We start from the raw sequence: 23,192 nt of genomic DNA on the forward strand, positions 1-23,192 counted from the left end.
TTCCGTGGGCCAGCCCGGCGCCTGCTAGTGCTTCTTGCCCCTCCCCTGCAGTATCAGCAGGCGCTTCACGTTATCCACCTCTATCTCGTTGGGCTGGGTGGCCAGCACCCGCCGGATATCCTTGGCCGAGCGGCCGCCAAAAACCACCACCGACAAGCCCGCCGCGCGGGCCTGGGCCGTTTGGTCGGGTGTTACCCGGTCGGCATCCAGCACGATGGTGTGTACTTTTTCGGACTTGGCCAGGCGGAGCCCGGTGCCGAATTCGTCGGACGCTATTTCCAGGCCGATGCGTACCTGGGGCATGGCAGCGCGCACCAGCGGGATGGTGCCAGCCTCTTGGGTGACCAGCAGCACCTGCTGCGGCGGCACATGGTAGCGGCTCAGGCTCCGGGCAATCTGCCGGATGAAGGCCGGCGTGCGGTCATGCTGGTGGCCGGCGGGCAGGCAGAGGTCGTCTTCGTGCAGGTCGAGGTGGAGGCGCGGGAAGCTGGGGCGCCGGCTCAGGCGCACCAGCAGGGTATCGAAGGTGACGGGCCGCTCGTGCTGGAACCAGTCGTAGGGCCAGCCGCCGCGGTAGCGCAGCTGCACCAGCTCGGCGGCCGGGTGCTGGCTCACGCAGCCGTGGCCGGTGCTGCTGTTTTCGAGTTTCTGGTCGTGGTAGAGCATCACCACGCTGTCCTGGCTCAGCTGCAGGTCAATTTCGGAGCCGTCGGCTCCCAGCCGCAGGGCGTGGCGCACGCCGCGCCAGCTGCTCGGGGGCCGGAAGTTGAACGGGCTGATGGGGGTAAAAAAGCCCGAGCCCGCGTGGCCCAGCACCACCAGCTTGGGATTGGCAACAGGCTTGGGGGCCGCGCAGGCGGCCAGCAACACCACAAAAAGAGCCCGGACGGCCCCGGAAAGCGCGGAGTAGTTTCTCATCAAAAGGGAATGCTGGCACGCACCAGTGGCCTTCTGAACGACAAACAGCAGCCGAAGTTGGCAGGGCCAACGAATATGAGGGGCTACACCGCCAGCTCGGCGGGGCGGGTGGCCTGGTCCAAGCGCCCAAACAGGAACGTGAGTGCCACCACCAGCCACAGGCTGGCCCACACGTCGCTGAGGTAGTGCGCGCCCAGCACCAGCCGCCCCAGCCCAATGAGCCCCGGCAGCACCAGCAGCGGCACCCGCCAGCGCGGAAATGCCACGGCCAACGGCAAAAACAAGCTGAAATAAACGGCCGTGTGGTACGACGGAAACGAGTCGTTGTGCGGCCCAACTGCCCACAAGCCCGTGCCCGGGTATCCGCCCGCAAACTGCACTTCGGGCCGCAGGCGGTGCACGGCGCCCTTCAGCACGTTGGCCAGCACCATGCTACACTCGTGGGTGAGCAGCAGAATGAGAAACAGCGTCGCGCCGCGCCGCTTCAGCGCATACCGCCCGATGGCGAAGGCCAGCCCCAGCGCCAGAAAAATAATGGGAATGCCCACCACGTGCACCATCAGCGCATTGTGCACGGCATCGGCCGCAGCCGTAATTGAGCTAAAAAACTGCGCGGCCCAGCTCAACTGCTGCTGCGCAAACAGCGCCAGCGGCTGGTCGAGAAACAGGATAAGCAACGCACAAAACGGCAGCGTAAGGGTCGAGAAAGCAAGGAATTGGCGGAGCGTCATGCTAAATAAGTAGCGTGGACTCGGCGAGTCCGCGCGTGGCGGAACGTTCTTCTACCCGCACGGACTCGCCGAGTCCAGGCTACGGCTTATCCAATGGCCTGGTTCAGGGCGACAATAGCCGCCTTGTATTCGTCCCGGCCCACTATAAATTGAATATTTACTTTGCGCAGGGCAAAGCCGGCGCTGCGGATATTGATTCCCGCATCGGCCAGGGCGCCGGCGGCGCGGGCCAGCAGCCCAGGCTCGTCGATGTTGGAGCCGATGAGGCAAACCAGGGCCGCGTCTTCGATGGTTACCTTCTCGTACTTGGCGTTTAGCTCGTCGAGCAAGGCCGCCTGCAGGTCTTTCTGCCAGATGAGCAGCGTGATGCTGTTGGCGCTGGTTGCCTTGAAAATGTAGCTGACGTTGAGGTCGAAGAACACCTGCATGAGGTGCAGGTCGAAGCCGGCCGTGCCCACCATCAGCGGGTCGTGGATGTCGATTATCACCACCTTATCGGTGCCGGTGATGACTTCGATGTGCTTGCGCGGGCTCACGTAGTCGCGGGTGATGAGTGTGCCGGGATGCTCGGGTTCGAAGGTGTTTTTGATGCGCAAATCGATGGCATTGATTTCGAGCGGCTTCGAGGCTTTCGGGTGAATAGCTTCCATGCCCACGTCGGCGAGCTGGTCGGCCACGTCGTAGTTGGTAAAGCCCACCGGGTGGCACCGCTCAATGCCGACCAGGTTGGGGTCGGCGGAGCAAAGGTGGTATTCTTTGTGAATGATGGCCTCCTGCGGCCGCACGGCCACGGCTATCTTGCTGAACGTCACCTCCGAATAGCCGCGGTCGAACTCGCGCATGATGCCTTCGGTGCCCTTGGTGTAGCCGGTGGCAATGCAGATGGTATTGGCGAAATCGATGCCGGAGAAGGTCTGTTTGATGCGCTCATCAATGGTGAGTGGGTGCGCGTCGTCGAAGCCGCTCAGGTCGACGAGGGTGGCGTTGACGCCCCGGTTTTGCAGGATATTCACGGAGTTGAACGCCGAATGCGACTCGCCGATGGATGCCAGGATTTCGCGGGCGGCCTGCAGGATGTTGGTGCTGTTCACGTAGCCCGACGCCAGCACGTTGGTGAGGCTTTCGAGGTAGGTCTGGGCCTGGTTGATGCGCTGCTGAATGAAGGCATCGGCCGCGGCCAGGTCGAGGCCCAGGGGCTCGTAGTGCGTGTTCAGGTCCTTGAGCTTGGTGGCCACGTCCTGCAGCGCCTGCCGAAACTCCTGGTTCTGGGTGATGTGGTGGTACACGCCGGGGGCACCGGTTTTCTTGTTCTCCAGCAGCCAGTTGGTGACGTTGGCGTAGGCCGAAACCACAAAAATGCGGTTGTATAATTCCGGTCCCTGGCGGCCGTGGAAGATGATGTTTTCTAAGACATCGGAGAAGGCGGTCATCGAGGTGCCGCCGATTTTTTCTACTGTGAGCACTGGGTAATTAGCAAAAGGCGCAGGAGCCTGAGGATGATTATTAAGACACAAAAGAACGTCATGCTGAGCTTGCCGAAGCATCTCTACCGGGGAAGTAATTTAATTACTCTCGTGGTAGAGATGCTTCGGCAAGCTCAGCATGACGTTTTAAAGTAAGTCAGCCGTGATAGTGGTACTACTGCGCGGGCTCCTTGCCGTAGGAAATCATATTCGTGATAATTCGGTACGCCCCGGGCACACCGGCCGGCAACTCCCGAAACAGCGACAGGCCCGTGTAGATGTAGTGGCCCTTGCCGTAGTCCGTGACCAGGATGGCGCTTTCCTTGGGCGTTTCGCCGGGGTCGTGGCTGCTGATGACGGTCTGGTACTTGGGGTCCCACTGCGAGGGGTAGTACAGGCCCTGCTCCTGCACCCAGCCGTTGAAATCCTGGGCGGTGATTTTGTTGGGCGCGTTCAGCAACGGGTGCTTCGTCAGGGTCACGGGGGCGTCTTCTACCGTCACCCGGTCGCTGCTCATGGTCATGGGGTACGGGCCAATTTGGGGCAGCACAGTGCCGCGGTTCACGGTGTACTGCACCACCACGTTGCCGCCCTGCTCCATGTATTTGAGTATTTCGGGCTGCTGGGTTTTGAGGCGTTCGACGGTGTTATAGGCGCGGACGCCCACCACCAGGGCATCGTATTTCTTCAGGTTGGCGGCGGTGAGCTCCTCGGGTTTCAGCAGGGTCACGTTGTAGCCGATTTGGCGCAGGGCATCGGGCACTTCGTCGCCGGCGCCCATGAGGTAGGCCACGTTCTGGCCGCGCCGCTTCAGGTCGAGCTTCACCAGCGGGGCCACGGCCTCGGGGAAGAGGAACTGCGTGGGGATGTGCGGGTACTCAATCTTCTGGATGCCGCGGGCATAGGCCTGGCCGGCCACGGTGGCGGTGGCGCGCAGCTCGGCGCGGCCGGGCGCGGCGCCGGCCAGGGGCTGCACCTGGAAGTTCACGGTCAACTCCTCGTCTTTGGCGGCGAGGGCGAAGTCGGCGGTGGCGGGCTCGCACTTCCAGCCGGCGGGCAGGGCCAGGGCCAGGCTGCCGCTCACCCCGGCGCGCCCGGCCCGCAGCGTGACGGGCACGGTCTTAGGCTGGGCATCGGCGAAGACGTAGGAACGGGCGGGCGGCAGGTTCACCAGCACGGGCGGCACCACGGCCAGCGGCTGGTATAATTCGCCCAGCACGGGGTCGGTGTGCTTGTATTGGACGGGAACGTAAATAGAATACTGCTGGCCTTCCACTTCCAATGAGGTCAAAACAGACGCGTTAGACTCATTTTCCGGCATCCCTATTAGCTCTTGCCTAGTCAGTTTAATAAAATTCTTGGTTACCCCCTTACCTGGTTTGAGTGGCTCTCCATTTGTAGAGCCCAAAAAGCTGGTACTCTTACTCATTTCTGCGACAAGCACAGAATCCGGCACCTGATACATGCCTACGCTGCTAGGCAGCCTCAACCAGTACGGTTGGGAGGTACCTACTTTTTTATTAATAGTAAGCGCTGCGCTGAAGCTCACTACTTTCCCGGTAAGAAGTGGCGTCTGCATCACAGTATCAAACATTGTCAGAAAACCACTCACCCGTTTGAGGGTAATCTCTTTCTGCGAGCGGTTCAATATGGCGATTGCAACAGTCATTTTTTGACCTGCTACCACCGAAGATTCACTAGCAGTTGCTGTTATGCTAAGGCCGAGGCAAGCAGCAATCAGCTTGTGTACCTCGCGCGACTTCTCAACTAGAATTAATCTCTGCTCCCTCCCTGCCCCAACATATGGTATCTTAGAATTGGCTTGCTTCGCTGAGAGAAGCTGCATTATCAACTTATTCGATTTCATAAGCCCCGCCACGCTCGCGCTTGGGTTGCTCGCATCATACTTCCGAATCACCTCCTGAATCAACTTGCCCACGGCCGCGCCGCCGGGCACGCGGTTCCAGGTTTGGTCCACGCCTTCGAACAGGTCTTTGGTGGCCTTGTCGCCTTTCACGGGCTGGAAATACTCCAGCGCCTCGCCCCGCTGGGCGGCCGAGCCGAAGCCCTGGCTGCGGTGGTTGGAGCGGCTGCGGGCCGCGATTTCGCCGTAGCTCTGGCCCAGCAGCGGGTTGTAGCCGCCGGCATCGAGCTTGAGGTAGCCGCTCATGTCTTCGCCGGGCTTCACGAAAAAGCTGCCGGTGTTCCAGAGCAGGCGCTTGGGCTGCCAGGCTTGCACGTACTGGAGCTGTTCGGGGAAGCGCTTGGGGTCGCCGGCGGCGTCGAAGGCTTCGGCGGCGAGGATGGCGCTGGCTTGGTGGTGGCCGTGGCCGGCGCGGGCATCGGGCGGGAAGCGGGTGATGAGCACATCGGGCCGGCGCTGGCGGATGACCCACACCATGTCGGCGAGCACCTGCTCCTTGTCCCAGATGCGAAAGGTTTCGTCGGAGGTTTTGGAGAAGCCGAAGTCGTTGGCGCGGGTGAAGAACTGCCGGCCGCCGTCGAGGCGCCGGGCCGCCAGCAGCTCCTGCGTGCGAATCACGCCGAGGCCTTCGCGCAGCTCGGGGCCGATGAGGTTCTGGCCGCCGTCGCCGCGGGTGCAGCTCAGGTAGCTGGTTTCGAGCAGGCGCTCGTTGGCCATGTAGGCGATGAGGCGGGTGTTTTCGTCGTCGGGGTGGGCGGCGATGTACATCACCGAGCCCAGCACGTTGAGCTTCTTGAGTCCCAGCAGGATATCCGAGGAGGAGTAGGTTTTGGGCGTTTGGGCCAGGGCCGCCAGGGGCAGCAGCAGCGCCGCAAGCAGCGGGCGAAGGTGACGGAACATGTGCAGAGAAACCAGAATGAGGCCGTGAAGTTAAGCGCAAGCCCTCCCCTACGGCTAATTGGCTGCCTAGCAGCACCTGATTCAGCTCAACTTGCTGAGCCTACTAGTACGTAGCCAAGTATCTTACCAATCGTCTGTCATGCAGAGCGCAGCGAAGCATCTTATCCCCGCGGAACGAGTCGTGCCAACGTGATAAGATGCTTCGCTGCGCTCTGCATGACAGCCGCTTCATTATTTGTTAGCCCAACTTCCTTGAGCTTGCCATTTATTATAAATGCGCCGAGCCGGAGCGCCAAGCAAGCCAGCCACAATAGCAAATACCCAAGTAAATAAACGCGCGGCGGCTGTGCAGGCGCAACAATGCCCGTACCGGGCACGTCTTTAGGGCCGCTAGTGTTTCTCAGCTTTCTCAGCCCCGACACCGGTTCCTTTGCTACTCAGTCGTCTCACACGGCTTTTTCTTACTTTATGACACTATCCCTTTCCCGCGTATCAATGCCAGTGCTGCTGGCGGTTACGCTGCTATCGTCTTGTGCCCGCCGGCCCCAGGCCAGCTCTCCCGTGGCGTCTATTGCCGTTAGTGCACCCGCCGCGGCACCGGAGGTGCTCACCGCCCCCGAAACCAAGCCCGCCCCCGCACCTACCCCGGCTCCCATCGGCGACCTGAGCAGTTCGCAGTGGTATTTGAAAGACCCCACGCTGGATAAAGTACCTGGCGTGGGCGCTACCCGGGTGTACGATGAGATACTGAAAACGCTGACGCCCCAGCCCGTGGTAGTGGCCGTGATTGACTCGGGCATCGACACGGCCCACGTCGACCTGAAGCCCATGCTGTGGACCAATCCCAAGGAAATACCTAACAACGGCATCGACGACGACAAGAACGGCTACGTCGACGACGTGCACGGCTGGAACTTCCTGGGCGGGGCCGATGGCCGCAACGTCAACGCCGAAACCCTGGAAATGACCCGCATTGTGGCCGCTGGCCGCAAGCGCTTCAAGGGCAAGACGGCCGCCACCGTGAAGCCCACCGAGCGGGCCGATTTCGCCTTGTATACCAAAGCCGAAAAAGCTTACTCCGCCCGCCTCAAGGAAGAAACCGAGCGCAGCGAGCAGGTAGAAAGCATGACCGGACCGCTCACCATGATGGTCGACAACCTGAAGCAGGCCCTGGGCGTGACCACCCTCGACACCACGGCGCTGCGCACCATCAAGACCGACGACCCCAACCTGCGCCGCGCCACGGCCGGCATGCTCGAGATGATGCGCCAGACCGGTGCCGCCGATACCGATGCCTTGCTCAAGGAACTGAGCGAAGGCGCCAAGCAGGAGCGCAGCATGCTGGATAACTCGCTCAACCTGAAGTTTAATCCGCGCGCCGACATCGTAAAGGACAACCCCAACGACGTGACCGAGCGCTACTACGGCAACAACGACCTCCACGGCCCCGACCCCATGCACGGCACCCACGTGTCGGGCATCATCGCGGCCGTGCGCGACAACCAGCTGGGGGTGCAGGGCATTGCGCCCAACCCGGTGCGCATCATGGTGGTGCGGGCCGTGCCCGACGGCGACGAGCGCGACAAGGACGTGGCCAACGCCATCCGCTACGCCGTGGACAACGGCGCCCAGATTATCAACATGAGCTTCGGCAAAGAATTCTCGCCCCAGCGCCAGGCCGTGGAAGCCGCCTTTAAATACGCCGCCAGCAAAAACGTGCTGCTGGTGCACGCCGCCGGCAACGAGAACGCCAACCTCGACGTGACGAGCAACTATCCGGCTTCGTTCTACATCAACAAAACCACGGTGCCCAACCTGCTCACCGTAGGCGCCTCCGGCCCGCGCGACAACGCCCAGCTGCCCGCCAATTTCTCGAACTACAGCAAGCGCGCCGTCGATGTGTTTGCCCCCGGCATGAGCATCTTCAGCACCCTGCCCGGCAGCAAGTTTGGCAACGAAAGCGGCACCAGCATGGCCTCGCCTGTCACGGCCGGCGTGGCCGCGGTGCTCAAATCGTACTTCCCCAAGCTCACCGCTGCCGATTTGAAGCGCATCATCATGCAATCGGCCCGGGTGCACCATACCAAAGTGCAGGTGCCCGGCACCGATAAAATGGTTGACTTCTCCACGCTCTCCGTCACGGGCGGCGTGGTGGATTTGTACGAGGCGGTGCGGCTGGCGCAGAAGGCGTCGCTGTAGCCTCACGGCGGGGACCTCACCCCCGGCCCCTCTCCCGCGGAGAGGGGAGCCATTCGTCGCCTGTCATTGCGAGGCCGCAGGCCGTGGCAATCCGTCCTGACAATGCGACCAGCCCTCTAATGTGAAAAGCCCCGGTTCTGCTACGAGTCGGGGCTTTTGCGATGAAAGACGTTGTTACTTCTCAGGGGTAAGTGCAGACAGAGGAAAGATTGCTGCGCTGCGCTCGCAATGACAGGCGACGAATGGCTCCCCTCTCCGCGGGAGAGGGGCCGGGGGTGAGGTTATAGCCGTGAGGCTATAACACAACCCCTACCCCACCACAACTCCTTTTTCTTCCTTGCGGAAGTGGTTGAGCACGAGCTTATCCGTTAGGCCCGGCAGCCACTTGTTGAGGAAGACCGTGAGTTTGCCCTGGCTGGTGAGCACGAGGGAGCGGCGGCGTTGCTGCACGGCTTTTAGGATTTCATCGGCCACGGCTTCGCTGCTCATCATGGCGCCTTCGTCGCGCGGCGATTCGCCTTGGGCGGAGCCGTCGGCCGCGAGCGCCACCTGCCGGATGTTGGAGGCCGTGAAGCCCGGGGCGGCCGTGAGCACGTTCACGCCCTGGTCGAGCAGCTCGGTGCGTAAGGCTTCGAGAAAGCCGTTCATGGCAAACTTGGAAGCCGAGTACCCGGTGCGGCCCGGCAGGCCCCGGTATCCCGCTATGCTGCTAATGCCCACAATGGTACCTTTGCTGGCCAGCAGGCTGGGCAGGGCAAACTTGGTGGTGAAGACGGTGCCGAAGAAGTTGGTTTGCATGAGCCGCTTGATGACATCCAGGTCGGCGTCCTGGAAGCGGGCGCGCATGGAAATGCCCGCGTTGTTAATCAGCACGTTGAGGCCGCCAAATTGAGCTACGGTTTCGCGCACGGCCCGTTCGGCGGCGGCTTCGTCGCCCACATCGGCGCGCACAGCCAGGTGAGCAATGCCGGCCGCAGCCAGGGCCTGGGCGGTATCGGCGAGCTTGGCTTCGTCGCGGCCCGTAAACGCCACCTGGTAGCCGGCGCGACCAAAGGCCAGGGCACAGGCCCGGCCGATGCCCGAGGTACCACCTGTGATAAGAACTGAATGAGAAGGCATAGCAGTGGAAATAATGGCACCGCAGCGCCACTGAAAAGCTTGAGACCAGTTATTGAGGCAACAAACTTACGGCCGCGCTGAGCGACTTCTGCGTGACCTTTTCCGCAGGGCCAGCAGGTGCCAGGCACGCCCTCGTGGGCTCAGCCGTGAGAGCCGGAACCGCGGGTTGAGCTGAACGCTCTGGTAACTGGCCAATTGCTGCGCGAAAGTGGGCTATTTTGGCGGCTTCGTGCCTTTTCTTGCTTACATTTATCCACTGAATTCTATGGTTTTCTCTTAGCATACCCTATGATCCCACTCTTACGTTCTTGGTCCCGCATTGCCCCCGGAATTGTGGCCGTTTTGGTGGCGCTGGGCACGTTTCCGGTTCTGGCCCAGAGCACCACCTGCCCCATTGCGGCCACGTGCACGCCGGGCCGGGCCAGCAGCCCCCAGGCCGCTACCTACAATATGGGCATCCTCAACGTAACGCTGGGGAACAACCTCATTAACAATACCACACCCGGGCAGCTGGATGGCTACAAGGACTACAGCTGCACGCAGAATGCGGCCCTGGTAGTGGGCCAGAGCTACGCCATCAGCGTGCGGACGGGCACCAACGCGGCCGAAAACGTGCGGGTTTGGATTGACTACAACAACGACGGGGCCTTCACCGGCAACAACGAGCTGGTATTCAGCTCCAACAGCGCCACGCTGCACACGGGCACCATTACGCCGCCCGCCGTGGCTACCCTGGGCACCCGCCTGCGGATGCGCGTAGCGGCCGACTACGCCAACGGCACCATCCCCACCCCCTGCTCCACCCCCGAATACTCGCAGGATGAAGACTATAGCGTGACCCTGACCGGGAACGTGAGCGCGCCGGTAGCCAGCTTCAGCGCCAGCAGCACCATCACGTGCTCGGGCTGCGTGCAGTTCACCGATGCCAGCCAGAACCTGCCCACGTCCTGGCTGTGGACCTTCGGCGACGGCACCACCAGCACCGCCCAAAACCCCAGCCACTGCTACGCCGCGGCCGGCACCTACGCCGTGACGCTGCAAGCCACCAATTCGGCGGGCGCCAACACCAGCGCGGCCACCAGCATCGAGTACAACACGCAGATACCGCTCCCGGCCAACTGCTCGCCCCAAACCATCAATTACTTCGCCAAATACGGCATCACCCGCTTCCAGCTCGGCACCATCGACAATGCCTCGGCCGATGGCAGCGCCGGCTACCAGGATTTCACCTGCGCCAAGCGCACGCAGCTTACGGTGAGCGTTAATAACTCGATGACCATCACTACCGGCGGCGTGAATGCGCACGATATCCGGGTGTACCTCGATTCCAACAACGACGGCGTTCTCACCACCGCCGAGCAGGTGTTTCAGAGCCTGAACACTCCCACTCCCGGCGTGACGGCCCGGCTCAACCTGCCCGCCAGCACCCCCCTCAACCAGCCGCTGCGCCTGCGCGTGATGGCCGATGCCGTGGGCAACAACCCGGGGCCCTGCACCAGCCCCATCAGCGGTCAGGTGGAAGACTATACGGTGATAGCGCGGCCCAACACTTCGCCGCCCAGCATCGACTTCACGAGCAACTACGTGCCCGGGGGCTGCGTGAACCCCATTCAGTTCACCGATGCCAGCCAGAACCTGCCTACTTCCTGGCTCTGGAACTTTGGCGATGGCACCACCAGCACGGCCCAGAACCCCTCGCACCAGTACGCCGCTACCGGCACCTACACCGTCTCGCTCACGGCCACCAACTCGTTCGGGTCAGCCAGCATTACGCGCCCTGACGCGATAGCAGTGTCGGTGCCGTGCTTCACTTATTGCCCCTCCAATGGCTCGGGCGGAGGTGGCCCAGGGGGCACCCAGTTGCCCAGCCAGTTCTGGATGACGCTGGTGAGCGTTTCTAACGCGCAGCCGGCCTACAGCAATGCAACCGGCAATGCCCCCGGCGGCTACGCCAACTACACGGCGCAGCCGATTAACGTAACCTCCGGCAGCCTGGTCAACCTCACCGTAGTTACGAACTTGGCCGTGGTGCATCGCACCGCCGTGTGGGTGGATTTAAACGCCAACGGCACATTCGAATCTACTGAGCTGGTGGCTATCGGCATAACGCAAACCGGCGCCGGCGCCAACACGTTTACAGCAAGCTTTGCGGCCCCAATTCGCACCACCGTGCTCAATACCCGCATGCGGGTGCTCAGCGTGGTGAATACCAATACGCCCTCTCCTTGCCAGATAAACCAGTTTAATGCGGAGGTGGAAGACTACCAGCTGCGCGTGACGCCCCTGCTGGCCACCCGCGACGCTCTGGCCCTGCCCTCGCTCAGCCTCTACCCCAACCCCACCCTTACCGGCCAGATGCGGCTGCGCCTGACCGACGCCAACGCCGCCGGCGCCTATTCCGCCGAAGTGCAGAACCTACTGGGCGCCACCGTGCTCACCGCGGCCCTGCGCCTGAGCGCAACCGCCGACGCGGCCCTGAACCTGAGCCGCCTGGCTCCGGGCGTGTACGTGCTGCGCCTGCGCGACGCCCACGGCCAAACCGCCCTGCGCCGCGTGGTGCGGGAGTAAGCTGCCGCGCAGCAGTCAGCCGCGCCCCTGGTGCTTAACCAAACCGGGGCCTGCCAGCGGGCGCGGGCCCGGTGCTTCCCTTTTGCTTCTCTTTACTTTTTTATATGTCCACAACCATACTACAGCGTTTTCTTGGGTCGATACTACTGCTGATGCTGCTTGTGCTGGGGGCCCGCCCGGCGCAGGCATCGCACTTGCTGGGCGGTGAGATGAACTACCGCTACCTCGACGCCAACGGCCCGGCGGCGACTCCCTTTCGCTACGAAATAACGGTGACGCTGTACAGCAACGGCCTGTACCCCACCGACCCAAGCGTGGCCATGTACCCCAACAACGTCACGATTGAGCTGTATAACCAGACCAGCGGCGCGCGCATCACCGCCGTTTCGGCGCCCCGGCAGGGGGTTTTCAACCCGCAGCCCATCCGGCCCTCGGTGCCGCAGGGCTGCGCGGTAGTGGGGCCCAACCAGCCGTTTTACCTGTTGAAATACGTGCAGACAGTAAACCTGCCGGTGTCGTTCGATGGCTACTACGCGGTGTTCTCGCTGGCTGCCCGCAACTACACCCTCACCAACCTCAACGCCCCAGCCAGCAACGGCCAGCCGCTGACGCTGTACGTTAGCATGGCCCCGCCGCTAATACCCAACCGCTCGCCGGTATTTTCCGACACGGCCGTGGCCATTGTATGCCAGAACGATACCACCATCACGCTGAACAACGCCTTCGACGCCGACGGCGACCGCCTCGTGTACTCCTTTGGCAGCCCCTACGGCCAGCGCACCTCTACGGCCACTTTTCCGCCCCTGCCTCAGGCCGTGCCCTACTTCTCTGGCTACAGCGCCACCAACCCGTTTGGCCAGGGCACTGGCAACTTTGCCACCATCAACGCCAGCACTGGCGTGGCGAAGTACGGCGCCAAAAACAACGGCTTGTATGTAATTGCAGTCGACGTATCGGAATACCGCACCATCAACGGCCGGGAGGTGCTCATTGGCACCACGCGGCGCGACCTGCAGCTGGTAGTGTCTACCTGCCCGCCCACGCCGCCGCCCGTGCTGCCGCCCACCCTGACCACCCCGCGCAACTACACCATTGAGGAAGGCCAGTCCTTAAGCATCCCGATTACGGCCACCCAAGCCAGCAACCACCCGCTGGTGCTCACTGTGAACAGCGCCCTGCTCGACGGCAGCGGCCCCTTCAACACCACCTTCAACGGCAGCACCGGCACGGTGCAGCCCGGCAACCTGACCGGTACGGCCACGGCCTCGGGCACGGGCTTGGTGAGTGGCACGTTTGTCTTCAAGTCGGCCTGCGGAACTGCGCGGGCTACGGCCTATGACCTCGGCGTAACCGTGAAAGACAACGGCTGTGGCGGCCGCCTGGCTTCCGATATTTTCCGCATCACCGTGACCCGCGCCGCCGGCCCTAACGCCATCAACGGCCCCGCCACCGTGTGCGACCCCGCCACGGTGCGCACCTACACGGCCAGCGGCCCCGTGCCGGCTTCCTACAAGTGGCGCGCCGTGGGCGGCACCATCACCGGGGGCCAGGGCACGGGTGCCGTGCAAGTGGTATGGGCCAATGCCAACACTACTGGCACCCTGGTCCTCAAGGGTGTTTCGGCGCAGGGCTGCCCCACCGACTCGGTTGTGAAAACCGTGGACATTCGGCCCCTGTCCCAACTCACGGCTACGGCCAGCTCGGCCAGTATCTGCCAGGGCAGTTCCACTATTCTGAGAGTGAATGGCCAGCCCGGCTTGAGCTATACTTGGTCAGGCGGCGGGCAGACATCTACCAGCCCCACCTTCACAGTATCGCCCACTGCCACCACAACTTACACCGTGACGGGTACCGACGGTACCTGCACCATCTCGGCCAACGTGACCGTGACCGTAACGCCCCCGCCCATTGCCTCTACTGGAGCCGACCGGAGCGTTTGCTCCGGCACCGCCACTGTATTGGGCGCCCCCGCCCAAGCCGGCTACACCTACAGCTGGAGCCCGGCCACCGGCCTGAGCAGCAGCACCGTAGCGCAGCCCACCGTCACGCTCACCAACACTACCGGCGCCCCCATCATCCAGACGTATGTGCTCACTGTGGTTTCGGGCGCCAGCTGTTCCAGTAACGGCTCCGTGCGCGTGACCGTTAACCCGGAAGCCATTGCCAACGCAGGACCGGCCCGGGCCGCGTGTGCGGGCCAGCCCACCACGCTGGGTACGCCCGCCCAAGCCGGCTACACCTATAGCTGGAGCCCGGCCACTGGCCTGAGCAGCAGCACCGTAGCGCAGCCCGTGCTGAGAGGCATCAACACCACCGCAGCGCCTCTGACCGTTACCTATACCCTAACGGCTACTTCGGCCGATGGCTGCGTGAAGACCGACGCCGTGACCGTGACGGTAAACCCCCGTCCGGCTGCCGAGGACATTATCGGACCGGTTTCGGTGTGCCCCACCGTCACGGGCATTGCTTACTCGGTGCCCACTCCAGTTGCCACGGCCTACACATGGCTGGTTAGCGGCGGCACCATTGCCAGCGGCCAGGGCACACCGGCCGTGACCATCGATTGGGGCGGAGCCAGCAGCGGCGCCTACCTCAAGGTATTCCGCCTGAATGCCCAAGGCTGCTCTTCCGACACCACCACGCTGCCTGTCATCATCAACCCGCGCCTGCAAACGGTGCGGCCCACCGGCCCCGGCGACATCCTCGCCGCGGCGCCCCTGCCGCGCGCCGTGTGCCAGGCCGACGGCCCTTTTACCTACAGCAGCGGGGCATTTGCCAATGGCTCCAGCTACTCCTGGCAGATAATCGGCGGCACGCAGGTAAGCACCGCGCAAAACACCGTGACCGTGAACTGGGCGCCGGTCTCGGTGCCCACCATCGGCAAAATTGTGGCTACCGAAACCAGCAACCCCGCTGGCGGCATCTGCCGTGGCGTTTCGGATACGCTGAAGATGCTGATTAACCCCTCGCCTCGCACGCTGGCCATTGTGAGCCCGGTACGGGTGTGCCAGAACAGCGGCCCCGTCACGTTCTCGGTGCCCGGCGGTTTCACCGGCTCCACTTATGTATTCCAGCTTAATGGCAGCACCCTGGCCGGCACCGGCAGCACCCGCGTGCTGAACACCTTGCCCGCGCCCGGCACCTACTCGCTCACGGTACAGGAAACCACGGCGGGGGGCTGCGTTGGGCCACTGCTCAGCACTCCCTTCACGGTGAACCCGCTTCCGGTAGCGCCCACCATTTCGGGCTCGGCTTTCGTGTGCAATACGGCCACGCCGCAGCAATACACCATTGCCAATCCCACTGCCGGCGCCACGTTCCAGTGGACGGTGGTGGGCGGCACTATCACGGCCGGCGGCAACAGCAGCCAGGTCACGGTGCTCTTCAACAGCACCGGCCCGTATAGCGTGAGCGCCGTGGAAACCAGCGCCAGCCCGGCCTCCTGCGCCGGCCCCGCCGCCACCCGCACCATCACCTTCGATAACCCCGGCCTGACACTGACCGCCGCCTCGGTGGATGCCACCAGCAACAACCGTGTTATCCTCACCTTCACCTCGCCCAACAGCACCAATACCCTCAACCCGGTGCGCATTCTGCGGCGGGTGGCGGGCTCGAGCACCTTTGCCCAGGTGGGCACGGTGGCCTCCTCGGCCATCACCTACACCGACAACACCGCGCTGGACGCCTCGGCCAATTCGTATGAGTACCAGCTGAGCCTCACCAATGGCTGCGGCACGCCGGTGCTCAGCACCGTGGCGCAAACCATCCGCCTGGTGGCGAGCAACTCGGCCACTCCCGGCACGGGGGGCCGCAACCAGGGCAGCACCACCCTCAGCTGGAACGCTTACGTGGGCTTCCCGGTAACGGAATACCGCATCTACCGCCGCGCCGATGCTGGCGCCCCGGTTCTCATCACCACGGTGCCCGGCAGCACGCTGCAGGCCACGGTGCCCAACGCAGATGCCGGCTCCGTGACCGGGGCAGGATTTACCCAGAACTTCCGGGTGGTGGCCGTGAGCCCAGGCTCTATTCTCTCCAACTCGAATGAGGCCAGCGTAAACTTTGCCAACGCCCTCCGGACCTACAACATCATCACCCCCAACCGCGACGGCCAGAACGACGTGCTGGTGATTGACAACATTCAGCTCTACCCCGGCAATACGTTCACTGTTTTCAACCGCTGGGGCCGCGAAGTGTACAGCACCACCAACTACCAGAACAACTGGGGCGGCGACGCCAACACCGCGGCTGGCACCTACTTCTACCTGTTGAAGCTGCCCAACGGCAGCAGCCTCAAAAACTGGTTTGAAGTGGTAAAATAGACCACGGATTGCCCGGCTTTTGTAGCCGATTCGCTTTCAAAAAGAAAAAGGCTTGCCACTTGGTAGGCCTTTTTCTTTTTCCAAAACACGCCGGTTGCCACCTACTACAAAATCCGGATAATCCGCTTAAATCCGGGCCAATCCGTGGTCTACCTTTGCGGCTACTTATGAGCAGAGCTAAAAATATCCCCGCGGAACTACTTCGCAACGTCAAAATTCAGGACATGGTGGCCGAGGGCAAGTGCCTCGTCCGCGTCGAGAACCTGGTCATCTTCGTGTCGCAGGTCGCCCCGGGCGACGTGGTGGACCTCAAAGTGACCAAGGCCAAGAAGAGCTTCCTCGAGGCCGTTCCGGTTAAGTTCCACGAGTATTCGGAGCTGCGCACCACGCCGTTTTGCCAGCACTTCGGCGTGTGCGGCGGCTGCAAGTGGCAGCACCTCACCTACGACTCGCAGCTGCATTACAAGCAGCAGCAGGTGGTCGACCAACTCACCCGCATCGGCAAAGTTGAGCTGCCCGAGATTCCCTTCATCCTCTCCTCGCCGCAGCGCACCTACTACCGCAACAAGCTCGAATACACCTTCAGCGACAACGGCTGGCTCACCACCGAGCAGATAAACGACGACTCGCGCACCTACAACCGCGAGGTGCTGGGCTTCCACACCCCCACCCGCTTCGACAAGATTATCGACGTGGAGCACTGCTGGCTGCAGCCCGAGCCTAGCAACGAAATCCGTCTGTTTGTGCGCGACTACGCCCACCAGCACGGCCTGGCCTTCAACAACCTGGTGCGCCAAACCGGCCTGCTGCGCAACCTCATCATCCGCATTGCCCAAAGCACCGGCGAGCTAATGGTGATTCTGCAATGCTACCACGCCGACGAGGCCATTGTGCCGCTGCTCGACGCCCTGTACGCCAAGTTCCCCGGCATCACCTCCCTCAACTACGTGCTCAACAGCAAGGGCAACGAAACCTTCCACGACCTGGAAGTGGTGACCTATAAGGGCAAGCCCTACATCGAGGAAGAAATGGAAGGCCTGCGCTTCCGCATCGGCCCCAAGTCGTTCTACCAAACGAACTCCGAAGGCGCCCACCAGCTCTACAAAGTGGCCCGCGACTTCGCCGAGCTGAAAGGCGATGAATTGGTGTATGACCTCTATACCGGCGCCGGCACCATCGCCAGCTTCGTGGCCCACCAGGCACGCAAAGTCATCGGCGTAGAGTACGTGGAGCAGGCCGTGGCCGACGCCCACGTGAACGCCGAAATCAACAACATCACCAACACGGAATTCTACGCCGGCGACATGAAGGACATCCTCACCGCCGAGTTCACCGCCCGCCATGGCCGCCCCGACGTCCTCATCACTGACCCGCCCCGCGCCGGCATGCACCCCGACGTAGTGGCCCGCCTACTAGAGCTGCGCGCCCCCCGCATCGTGTACATCAGCTGCAACCCCGCCACCCAGGCCCGCGACTTAGAGCTGCTCGACGCTGCTTACAAAGTCACCCGCGTGCAGCCGGTAGATATGTTTCCGCACACGCATCACGTAGAGAATGTGGTGGCGCTGGAGCTGAAGTAGGTTTCGGAACATTTTATGGCTGATAAAGCACCTGTTTTCTGGAAACTCATTTCCGCAATGCTGTTCACATTGCTTCTCTGCTTTATCACGTTATATCGAAACCAAAAGCCAAAAGATAACTTCTTTCATCTGACAAGCAAAATCACCAGCATATCTAACTCATTAGATATACAAGGTCATTTAAACCCTAATAATGAGCCAATTCGTTACCTAAAGATTGAGGACTACCCGAAATACTTTAAACTGCTTATTGGCGAAGATATAGACGGCTCTAAGCCAACTTTTCAGCAAATTGACAAGCTTAAAGTCGATGACACCATTACCGTTTATTATGACGAAACTAGTTTAGGCGGCGATGCCGAGGTTTCGCGCTTGGCCCATTTTATTGATAAGGATGGCAAGCCTTATTTTATCCGGGGAAAGCAAAACACCATAGGCTACTACATAATTGGCCTTTGCTTGTCCGTCATTGCCGTTTCATATTTTTTGAAGAAAAACGGCAGAATATCATAACCCAAAAATGGACTACTTCAACGACCCCGAACTCAACGGCAAATACCTTGGCACCATCACCAAGGATTTCGTCGTCGTGTGCGATACCCTGCTCGAAGCCTCTTCCCAAATCCGTAAGGGTGACTTCAGCAAATACCCCATCTTCGTGTTTGCCAAGCAGGAAGTGCCGCTCGGCGGCCTCCTTGTAAATGCCGATGAGCTGAACCTGGAGTGGCACGTTTTCGCCAGCTACATGGAGTTGTTTGTGCAGCAAGGCATCATTGATGTCGACGGCGTCGAAGCCTTCCAGGCTACCTACAAAGACCCTGACGAATTCTGCTGCCTCTTCGTGCTCGATGAGGAGTTCACGAACTTCGTCTTCGTGCCGTATCCGGAGGATTAACCCGCAGAGAGAAAACTGAACAAAAAAACGTCCTGCTGAGCGAAGCCGAAGCATCTCTACCGCGAGAGTAATTATTTACTTCCACGGTAGAGATGCTTCGGCTTCGCTCAGCAGGACGTTCTGGTTTTGCGCCCGGCAGCGCTACCTCAGCAGCTACTAATTCCGGCGCTGCACCGGCAAGTCTTCCAGTTGGGCGTAGCTCAGTTTCCAGGTCTTATCGGGGCCTTTTTTCCAGAGGAAAATGTAATTGCCTTCGCCAAAGCCGTGGGGCTGGTTGGGGCCGGCCGGCAGCACGTCTACCGAGAACGTACCGGCTTCGTAGGCAGTATTGACATCGGTAGAAGAGCTCACCACGCTGGTCTTCAAATCGCTGATGGTGGGCAGGGTTTCGCTCACCCATTTCTGGGAGACTTCTCCTTTGCCTTTCCAGCGGGCATTGCCCTGCACAAAGCTCACGTCGTCGGCCAGGAAACCGGTAATCTTGCCCGAGTCCTTGTTATTCCAAGCGCTGATAAATTCTTGGTTCAGGCTTTGAATGTTTACCGCTTCGTCCGTTTTGGTGCAAGAGGTAAGCGTTGCCGCCAGGAGCAAACTACACAGAATGGCTTTCATAAAGTGAAAGAGGAGTTGGTGAAGAAAAAGTAAATGTAACAGCCACAATGACCCCTCACTACAACGGGCTATAATGGCTAAACCCCAGGCAGGTACGCCCGGGGTTTAGAAATCAGATAAGTTGGGCTATTACCAGCTCTTACGACGGTACTCCGAGGTCGAATATGGGTTCGACGGGTTGCCGTAAGCATCGTTGGGCAGGTAGTTGACATTCGTAGCAGTAGGCTGTGCATTGAGCTGCATGGCAGGAGTCATGCTCACGGTCGAAGCCGTCAGGCTGTTAACCGGTACAGCGGTGGTCTGCGTGCGGGAAGCCACCAGCGTTTCGCGGCGGGACTCCGAGCGACGCAGCGAGTTGCGGTATTCCTGTTCGCGAATGGCCGCAGCGCGGTTGGCAGCGGCAATACGGGCCCGCTCTTTCCGCTTGTTGTCGATGTGCTTGCCTACACCGTAGCCGATAGCACCACCGGCCACGCCGCCTACTACCCCACCTACAGCACGGTTGCGCTTATTGATTAGGGCACCCGCAGCGGCACCACCCAGGCCACCAATAACGGCGCCTTTGGCCTGCGGGCTCCACTGAGCCTGGGCCGAACGGGAGCCAAATACAGTGCTCAGCAGCACAATCAGAGCGAAGAAATAGGGAAGCTTATTCATGACAAGAGATTTAAAATTGAAGGGAAAATGCTCACGTTTGAGAACAGGAAGACAATTAGCGTGCCACTCGAGCTTCCCCAATGGCGGTTTTAACGGCCGAAATGCCGTCAAGTTGGCTAACGCACGATGAATTGGGCTAAAAACTCGTCCAACCCTGTGCCTGGAGCGGCACAGCCTGTCCGGCTTTGGTTACGAGGTTGGCGCCTTCTTCTTTCGCGGCAAGGTGCCCGATAATGGTGATATCGGGATGGTTTTTGAGCTTTTCGTGGTCGGTTACGGGCACTGTGAACAGCAGCTCGTAGTCCTCGCCGCCGTTCAGGGCGCAGGTAATGGGGTCGAGGTTGAACTCGGCCGCAGCCTCCAGCGTGGGGTTGGCGATGGGCAGGAACTCGGTGAAGATGCGGGCGCCCGTGCCGCTGGCCTCACATAGGTGCAGCACCTCCGAGGCCAGCCCATCGGAAATATCAATCATGCTAGTGGGCCGCACGCCCAGCTCGCGCAGCTCGTGAATGATGTCGAGCCGAGCTTCGGGCCGCAGCTGGCGCTGCACCACGTACTCGTAGTTGGCCAGCTCGGGCTGCGTTTCCGGGTCGGCCAGGAAGGCTTGCTTTTCGCGCTCCAGCACCTGCAGGCCCAGAAAGGCCGCGCCCAGGTCGCCGCTCACGCACAGCAAATCGGTGGGCTTGCCGCCGCTGCGGCGCACCACATCGCCGGCGGGGGCTTCGCCCAGGGCCGTCACGGCCAGCGTGAGGCCGCCCCGGCTGGCGGTGGTGTCGCCGCCCACCAGGTCCACGTTGTAGGCCTCACAGGCCAGGCGCATGCCGGCGTACAGCTCCTCAATGGCTTCCACGGTGAAGCGCGGACCCGCCGACACGCCCACCACCAGCTGTGTGGGCAGGGCATTCATGGCGGCCACGTCGGATACGTTCACCGCAATGGCCTTGTAGCCTAGGTGCCGCAACGGGCAAAACGCCAAATCGAAATGAATGCCTTCCACCAGCAGGTCGGTGGTCATCACAAGCTCGGTGCCCGGGGTGGGCGCAATGATGGCCGCGTCGTCGCCGATGCCCAGCACCGTGCTGGGCTGGCGCGTGCTAATGCCTTGCTGTAAGCGGCGGATGAGGGCAAATTCGCCAATGGCGGTGAGGGGCGTCAGTTCGGACATAACTTCGAAATCAGGAAAACAAAGCCGCCGGGCAGCGCCCGGCGGGGCCACAAAAGTACACCCACAAAAAAAGGAGGGAATTGCTTCCCTCCTTTTACTATTGAAACCGATGCGTGCTTATTGCACCACCAGCTCCTTATAGATTTTGGTCTGGCCGTCGGTGCTCACAATCTGCACGAAGTACAGGCCGGCTTTCAGGCGCGATATGTCGAGGATAAGTTTCTCCTGGCCCTGGCCTTTGGCCTGGGCGCTGATGCGCTGGCCCAGGTTGTTCATCACCGTTACGCTGGCCACCTTGGCGTCCTTGATTTCGACCGTGGCGGTGCCATGGGCCGGGTTGGGGTACACGCTGATGTTGGCGTCGAACTTAGCCAGCGTGCCGGTAATGGTGGCTTGATAAGCCCCAAAAGGACCGGTGTAGTCGATGTGCTGGCCGAGCTGCTTATACGACTGGCCGCCGGGGTTGCTGCTGGGCGTAGTAGCCGGCGCAATGATGGGGCCGTTGAACGCGGTGGAGTACATCATCCACTTATCGGCGATGTTGTAGCCGCCGGTCTGGCGCACAGGCGGGCAGGAACCCACCGTATTCTGAAACTGTGGGTTGTAGCGCACGCCGCCCGATACAGTAGGCCGACGAACCAGCGACTGGTTGGTCGACGACACGTAAATAGCATTGGCGCCGGTACCGTCGAGCAGGTTGGTGCCGCTCCAGTTGCCGCTGCTGGTGGTGGTGCACGACTGCAGCAGGGGGTCTTCCCCGATTACGCCAATCAGGTCAACAACGACGCCCGGGCCTACGCCGACCGTGCCACTGATGTAGCGCACCAGGGCCATGGCATCGTTGCCGTTGATGTGCACCGTGCCGCCGCCTGTGATTACCGTGGGGCCGCTCACGGGCGAATGGCCTACGCTGAACTGGTTGGCCGCATTGCGGATATCGGGCAGGATGGCCTCGCCGCTGGCAATCACGAACGTGGTGTGGGCGTTCATGCTGTTTGCGCCCACAGGCTGCTGCGACGCATCGCTGCGCAGCAGGCGCTCCTCTTCGGCCACGGAGGTGCCCCCATTGGAGTACCGGCGGATGGAATAAGGATTGAGGCTGACCACGTTATTGGTCGGGTTGAAGATTTCGATGGCGCGCTCGCTGCCGGTCGAAGTAGTAGCGCCGCCGTAGTTCACGCCCGTCTGGTGGGCGCCTTCGTCGTATTCGAAAAAGAATAGCTCGGTACCCTGTTGTGCGTGAGCAGCACCGCAAAACGGCAATGCGGCCGAAAGCAGATAGTAATGTTTTTCATAAAAAGTTGCGGTAAAAAGCCATCAGCATCGGCAAAGACATGCGCGTTAAGGGTGATTGCCGAGCTTAAAATCTGCTTACCACCAACAGCTTATTTAAGCTCAATATAATGACATTCAGCTCTCCAGCACTGGACAAAATAGGACGCTAAAAGCAACTTTCGTTTGCTAACGAGCGTTAGCAAGTATACCTTTGTTCCTGCTGATGTCTACTACCGCTCCCACTCGTTCGCGCAAAGCCCAGATAGACCGCACTGCTACGGCCCTGTTCCGGGCGCGCGGCTTTGCGGCCACCAGCATGCGCGAGCTGGCCACAGAGCTCGGCCTGGAGGCCGGCAGCCTGTATTCGCACATCAAGTCGAAGGAGGAAATCCTGCACCGCGTGTGCTTTGGACTGGCCGAGGAGTTTTTCGCGGGCTTTGCCGCGGCTACTCTCGACTCGGCGGCGCCCATTGCAACGCAGCTGCGGCTGGCCATCGAAGCCCACGTGCGGGTGCTTACCCGCGACAGCGCGGCCTCGGCGGTGTTTTTGCAGGAGTGGCGCCACCTGAGCGAGCCCGCCCGCACCGAATTCCTGGCCTTGCGCGACCGGTACGAAGCTGCCTTTCGCGGGCTGATTCAGCAGGGCATTGCCGCTGGCGAGTTGCACGCACCCGATGCGGCTTTTGCTGCGCTCACCCTGCTGGCCAGCCTCAACTGGCTCCCGGCCTGGTACCGGCCCGACGGAAAATTGTCGCCCGATGAAATTGCCCACCGCCTAGCTGAGCAGTTGCTCAATGGAATGAGGAGTTATGAATGAAGAGTGAGGAATTACTTTCGATTTCACCCTTCATTTTTTTCTCTTTC

At 61.2% G+C, this 23,192-nt stretch carries 16 protein-coding genes; 7 read left to right on the forward strand and 9 right to left on the reverse strand.

The genetic code is table 11. From position 1 onward, the window contains the following. Window positions 1-24: 24 nt before the first annotated feature. The 4 genes from AUC43_RS16735 to AUC43_RS16750 form a co-directional block, all read right to left on the reverse strand. Window positions 25-918 carry a glycerophosphodiester phosphodiesterase gene (locus tag AUC43_RS16735; RefSeq protein WP_082685154.1) on the reverse strand — a complete coding sequence of 298 codons (894 nt, stop codon included), beginning with the start codon at window positions 916-918 and terminating at the stop codon, window positions 25-27. 83 nt (window positions 919-1,001) lie between these two features. Further along, window positions 1,002-1,649 carry a phosphatase PAP2 family protein gene (locus AUC43_RS16740; protein WP_068196284.1) on the reverse strand — a complete coding sequence of 216 codons (648 nt, stop codon included), beginning with the start codon at window positions 1,647-1,649 and terminating at the stop codon, window positions 1,002-1,004. A gap of 86 nt (window positions 1,650-1,735) precedes the next feature. Continuing rightward, a complete protein-coding gene (locus AUC43_RS16745; RefSeq protein ID WP_068196287.1) occupies window positions 1,736-3,112 on the reverse strand; it encodes an aspartate kinase in 1,377 nt (458 codons plus the stop codon). A gap of 175 nt (window positions 3,113-3,287) precedes the next feature. After that, the gene (locus AUC43_RS16750; RefSeq protein WP_068196291.1) at window positions 3,288-5,936 is read right to left on the reverse strand and encodes a PIG-L family deacetylase; all 2,649 of its coding nucleotides are present in this window, start codon (window positions 5,934-5,936) and stop codon (window positions 3,288-3,290) included. A gap of 468 nt (window positions 5,937-6,404) precedes the next feature. Between AUC43_RS16750 and AUC43_RS16755 the strand changes: the two genes are divergently transcribed. Beyond that, on the forward strand, window positions 6,405-8,135 hold the full coding sequence (locus AUC43_RS16755) for a S8 family peptidase (protein WP_233254035.1): 1,731 nt from the start codon (window positions 6,405-6,407) through the stop codon (window positions 8,133-8,135). A gap of 309 nt (window positions 8,136-8,444) precedes the next feature. Here AUC43_RS16755 and AUC43_RS16760 read toward each other — a convergent pair whose 3' ends face one another. After that, window positions 8,445-9,254: an SDR family oxidoreductase gene (locus tag AUC43_RS16760; RefSeq protein ID WP_068196294.1), complete on the reverse strand. Its 810-nt coding sequence runs from the start codon at window positions 9,252-9,254 to the stop codon at window positions 8,445-8,447. Window positions 9,255-9,542: 288 nt separating this feature from the next. Between AUC43_RS16760 and AUC43_RS21815 the strand changes: the two genes are divergently transcribed. The 5 genes from AUC43_RS21815 to AUC43_RS16785 all read left to right on the forward strand — a co-directional run bounded on the left by AUC43_RS21815 (window position 9,543) and on the right by AUC43_RS16785 (window position 18,619). Then, window positions 9,543-11,822, forward strand: a complete 2,280-nt coding sequence (locus AUC43_RS21815; RefSeq protein WP_082685156.1) for a GEVED domain-containing protein — start codon at window positions 9,543-9,545, stop codon at window positions 11,820-11,822. 104 nt (window positions 11,823-11,926) lie between these two features. Beyond that, window positions 11,927-16,144, forward strand: coding sequence for a T9SS type B sorting domain-containing protein (locus tag AUC43_RS16770; protein ID WP_082685157.1), 4,218 nt, complete (start codon window positions 11,927-11,929; stop codon window positions 16,142-16,144). Window positions 16,145-16,311: 167 nt separating this feature from the next. Further along, the gene (gene rlmD / locus AUC43_RS16775) at window positions 16,312-17,724 is read left to right on the forward strand and encodes a 23S rRNA (uracil(1939)-C(5))-methyltransferase RlmD (protein ID WP_068196303.1); all 1,413 of its coding nucleotides are present in this window, start codon (window positions 16,312-16,314) and stop codon (window positions 17,722-17,724) included. A 15-nt stretch (window positions 17,725-17,739) separates the two neighbouring features. Continuing rightward, the gene (locus AUC43_RS16780; RefSeq protein WP_157781138.1) at window positions 17,740-18,237 is read left to right on the forward strand and encodes a hypothetical protein; all 498 of its coding nucleotides are present in this window, start codon (window positions 17,740-17,742) and stop codon (window positions 18,235-18,237) included. A 7-nt stretch (window positions 18,238-18,244) separates the two neighbouring features. Continuing rightward, a complete protein-coding gene (locus tag AUC43_RS16785; protein WP_068196312.1) occupies window positions 18,245-18,619 on the forward strand; it encodes a hypothetical protein in 375 nt (124 codons plus the stop codon). Between the two features lie 156 nt (window positions 18,620-18,775). On the opposite strand, the gene AUC43_RS16790 is transcribed toward AUC43_RS16785, so the two are convergent. From AUC43_RS16790 to AUC43_RS16805, 4 genes are all read right to left on the reverse strand, one after another. Beyond that, entirely contained in the window at window positions 18,776-19,231 is a 456-nt protein-coding gene (locus AUC43_RS16790; RefSeq protein ID WP_068196315.1) for a YybH family protein, read from the reverse strand. Window positions 19,232-19,360: 129 nt separating this feature from the next. After that, a complete protein-coding gene (locus tag AUC43_RS16795; RefSeq protein ID WP_068196318.1) occupies window positions 19,361-19,888 on the reverse strand; it encodes a hypothetical protein in 528 nt (175 codons plus the stop codon). Between the two features lie 136 nt (window positions 19,889-20,024). Further along, window positions 20,025-21,053 carry a thiamine-phosphate kinase gene (gene thiL, locus AUC43_RS16800; RefSeq protein WP_068196320.1) on the reverse strand — a complete coding sequence of 343 codons (1,029 nt, stop codon included), beginning with the start codon at window positions 21,051-21,053 and terminating at the stop codon, window positions 20,025-20,027. A gap of 117 nt (window positions 21,054-21,170) precedes the next feature. Beyond that, a complete protein-coding gene (locus tag AUC43_RS16805) occupies window positions 21,171-22,316 on the reverse strand; it encodes a T9SS type A sorting domain-containing protein (RefSeq protein ID WP_068196322.1) in 1,146 nt (381 codons plus the stop codon). Window positions 22,317-22,551: 235 nt separating this feature from the next. Here AUC43_RS16805 and AUC43_RS16810 point away from each other — a divergent pair, with 235 nt between their 5' ends. Further along, a complete protein-coding gene (locus tag AUC43_RS16810) occupies window positions 22,552-23,145 on the forward strand; it encodes a TetR/AcrR family transcriptional regulator (RefSeq protein ID WP_068198795.1) in 594 nt (197 codons plus the stop codon). Window positions 23,146-23,192 lie beyond the last annotated feature (47 nt).

This window comes from Hymenobacter sedentarius (assembly GCF_001507645.1).
Classification (GTDB): Bacteria; Bacteroidota; Bacteroidia; order Cytophagales; family Hymenobacteraceae; genus Hymenobacter; species Hymenobacter sedentarius.

Excerpts from the sequence above, each read along its gene's own strand:
- AUC43_RS16770 (WP_082685157.1), top strand. The coding sequence starts at position 11,927 with ATGTCCACAACCATACTACAGCGTTTTCTTGGGTCGATACTACTGCTG.
- AUC43_RS16740 (WP_068196284.1), bottom strand. The coding sequence starts at position 1,649 with ATGACGCTCCGCCAATTCCTTGCTTTCTCGACCCTTACGCTGCCGTTT.
- AUC43_RS21815 (WP_082685156.1), top strand. The coding sequence starts at position 9,543 with ATGATCCCACTCTTACGTTCTTGGTCCCGCATTGCCCCCGGAATTGTG.
- AUC43_RS16790 (WP_068196315.1), bottom strand. The coding sequence starts at position 19,231 with ATGAAAGCCATTCTGTGTAGTTTGCTCCTGGCGGCAACGCTTACCTCT.
- AUC43_RS16755 (WP_233254035.1), top strand. The coding sequence starts at position 6,405 with ATGACACTATCCCTTTCCCGCGTATCAATGCCAGTGCTGCTGGCGGTT.
- AUC43_RS16750 (WP_068196291.1), bottom strand. The coding sequence starts at position 5,936 with ATGTTCCGTCACCTTCGCCCGCTGCTTGCGGCGCTGCTGCTGCCCCTG.
- AUC43_RS16795 (WP_068196318.1), bottom strand. The coding sequence starts at position 19,888 with ATGAATAAGCTTCCCTATTTCTTCGCTCTGATTGTGCTGCTGAGCACT.
- AUC43_RS16780 (WP_157781138.1), top strand. The coding sequence starts at position 17,740 with ATGGCTGATAAAGCACCTGTTTTCTGGAAACTCATTTCCGCAATGCTG.
- thiL (WP_068196320.1), bottom strand. The coding sequence starts at position 21,053 with ATGTCCGAACTGACGCCCCTCACCGCCATTGGCGAATTTGCCCTCATC.
- AUC43_RS16760 (WP_068196294.1), bottom strand. The coding sequence starts at position 9,254 with ATGCCTTCTCATTCAGTTCTTATCACAGGTGGTACCTCGGGCATCGGC.
- AUC43_RS16810 (WP_068198795.1), top strand. The coding sequence starts at position 22,552 with ATGTCTACTACCGCTCCCACTCGTTCGCGCAAAGCCCAGATAGACCGC.
- rlmD (WP_068196303.1), top strand. The coding sequence starts at position 16,312 with ATGAGCAGAGCTAAAAATATCCCCGCGGAACTACTTCGCAACGTCAAA.
- AUC43_RS16785 (WP_068196312.1), top strand. The coding sequence starts at position 18,245 with ATGGACTACTTCAACGACCCCGAACTCAACGGCAAATACCTTGGCACC.
- AUC43_RS16735 (WP_082685154.1), bottom strand. The coding sequence starts at position 918 with ATGAGAAACTACTCCGCGCTTTCCGGGGCCGTCCGGGCTCTTTTTGTG.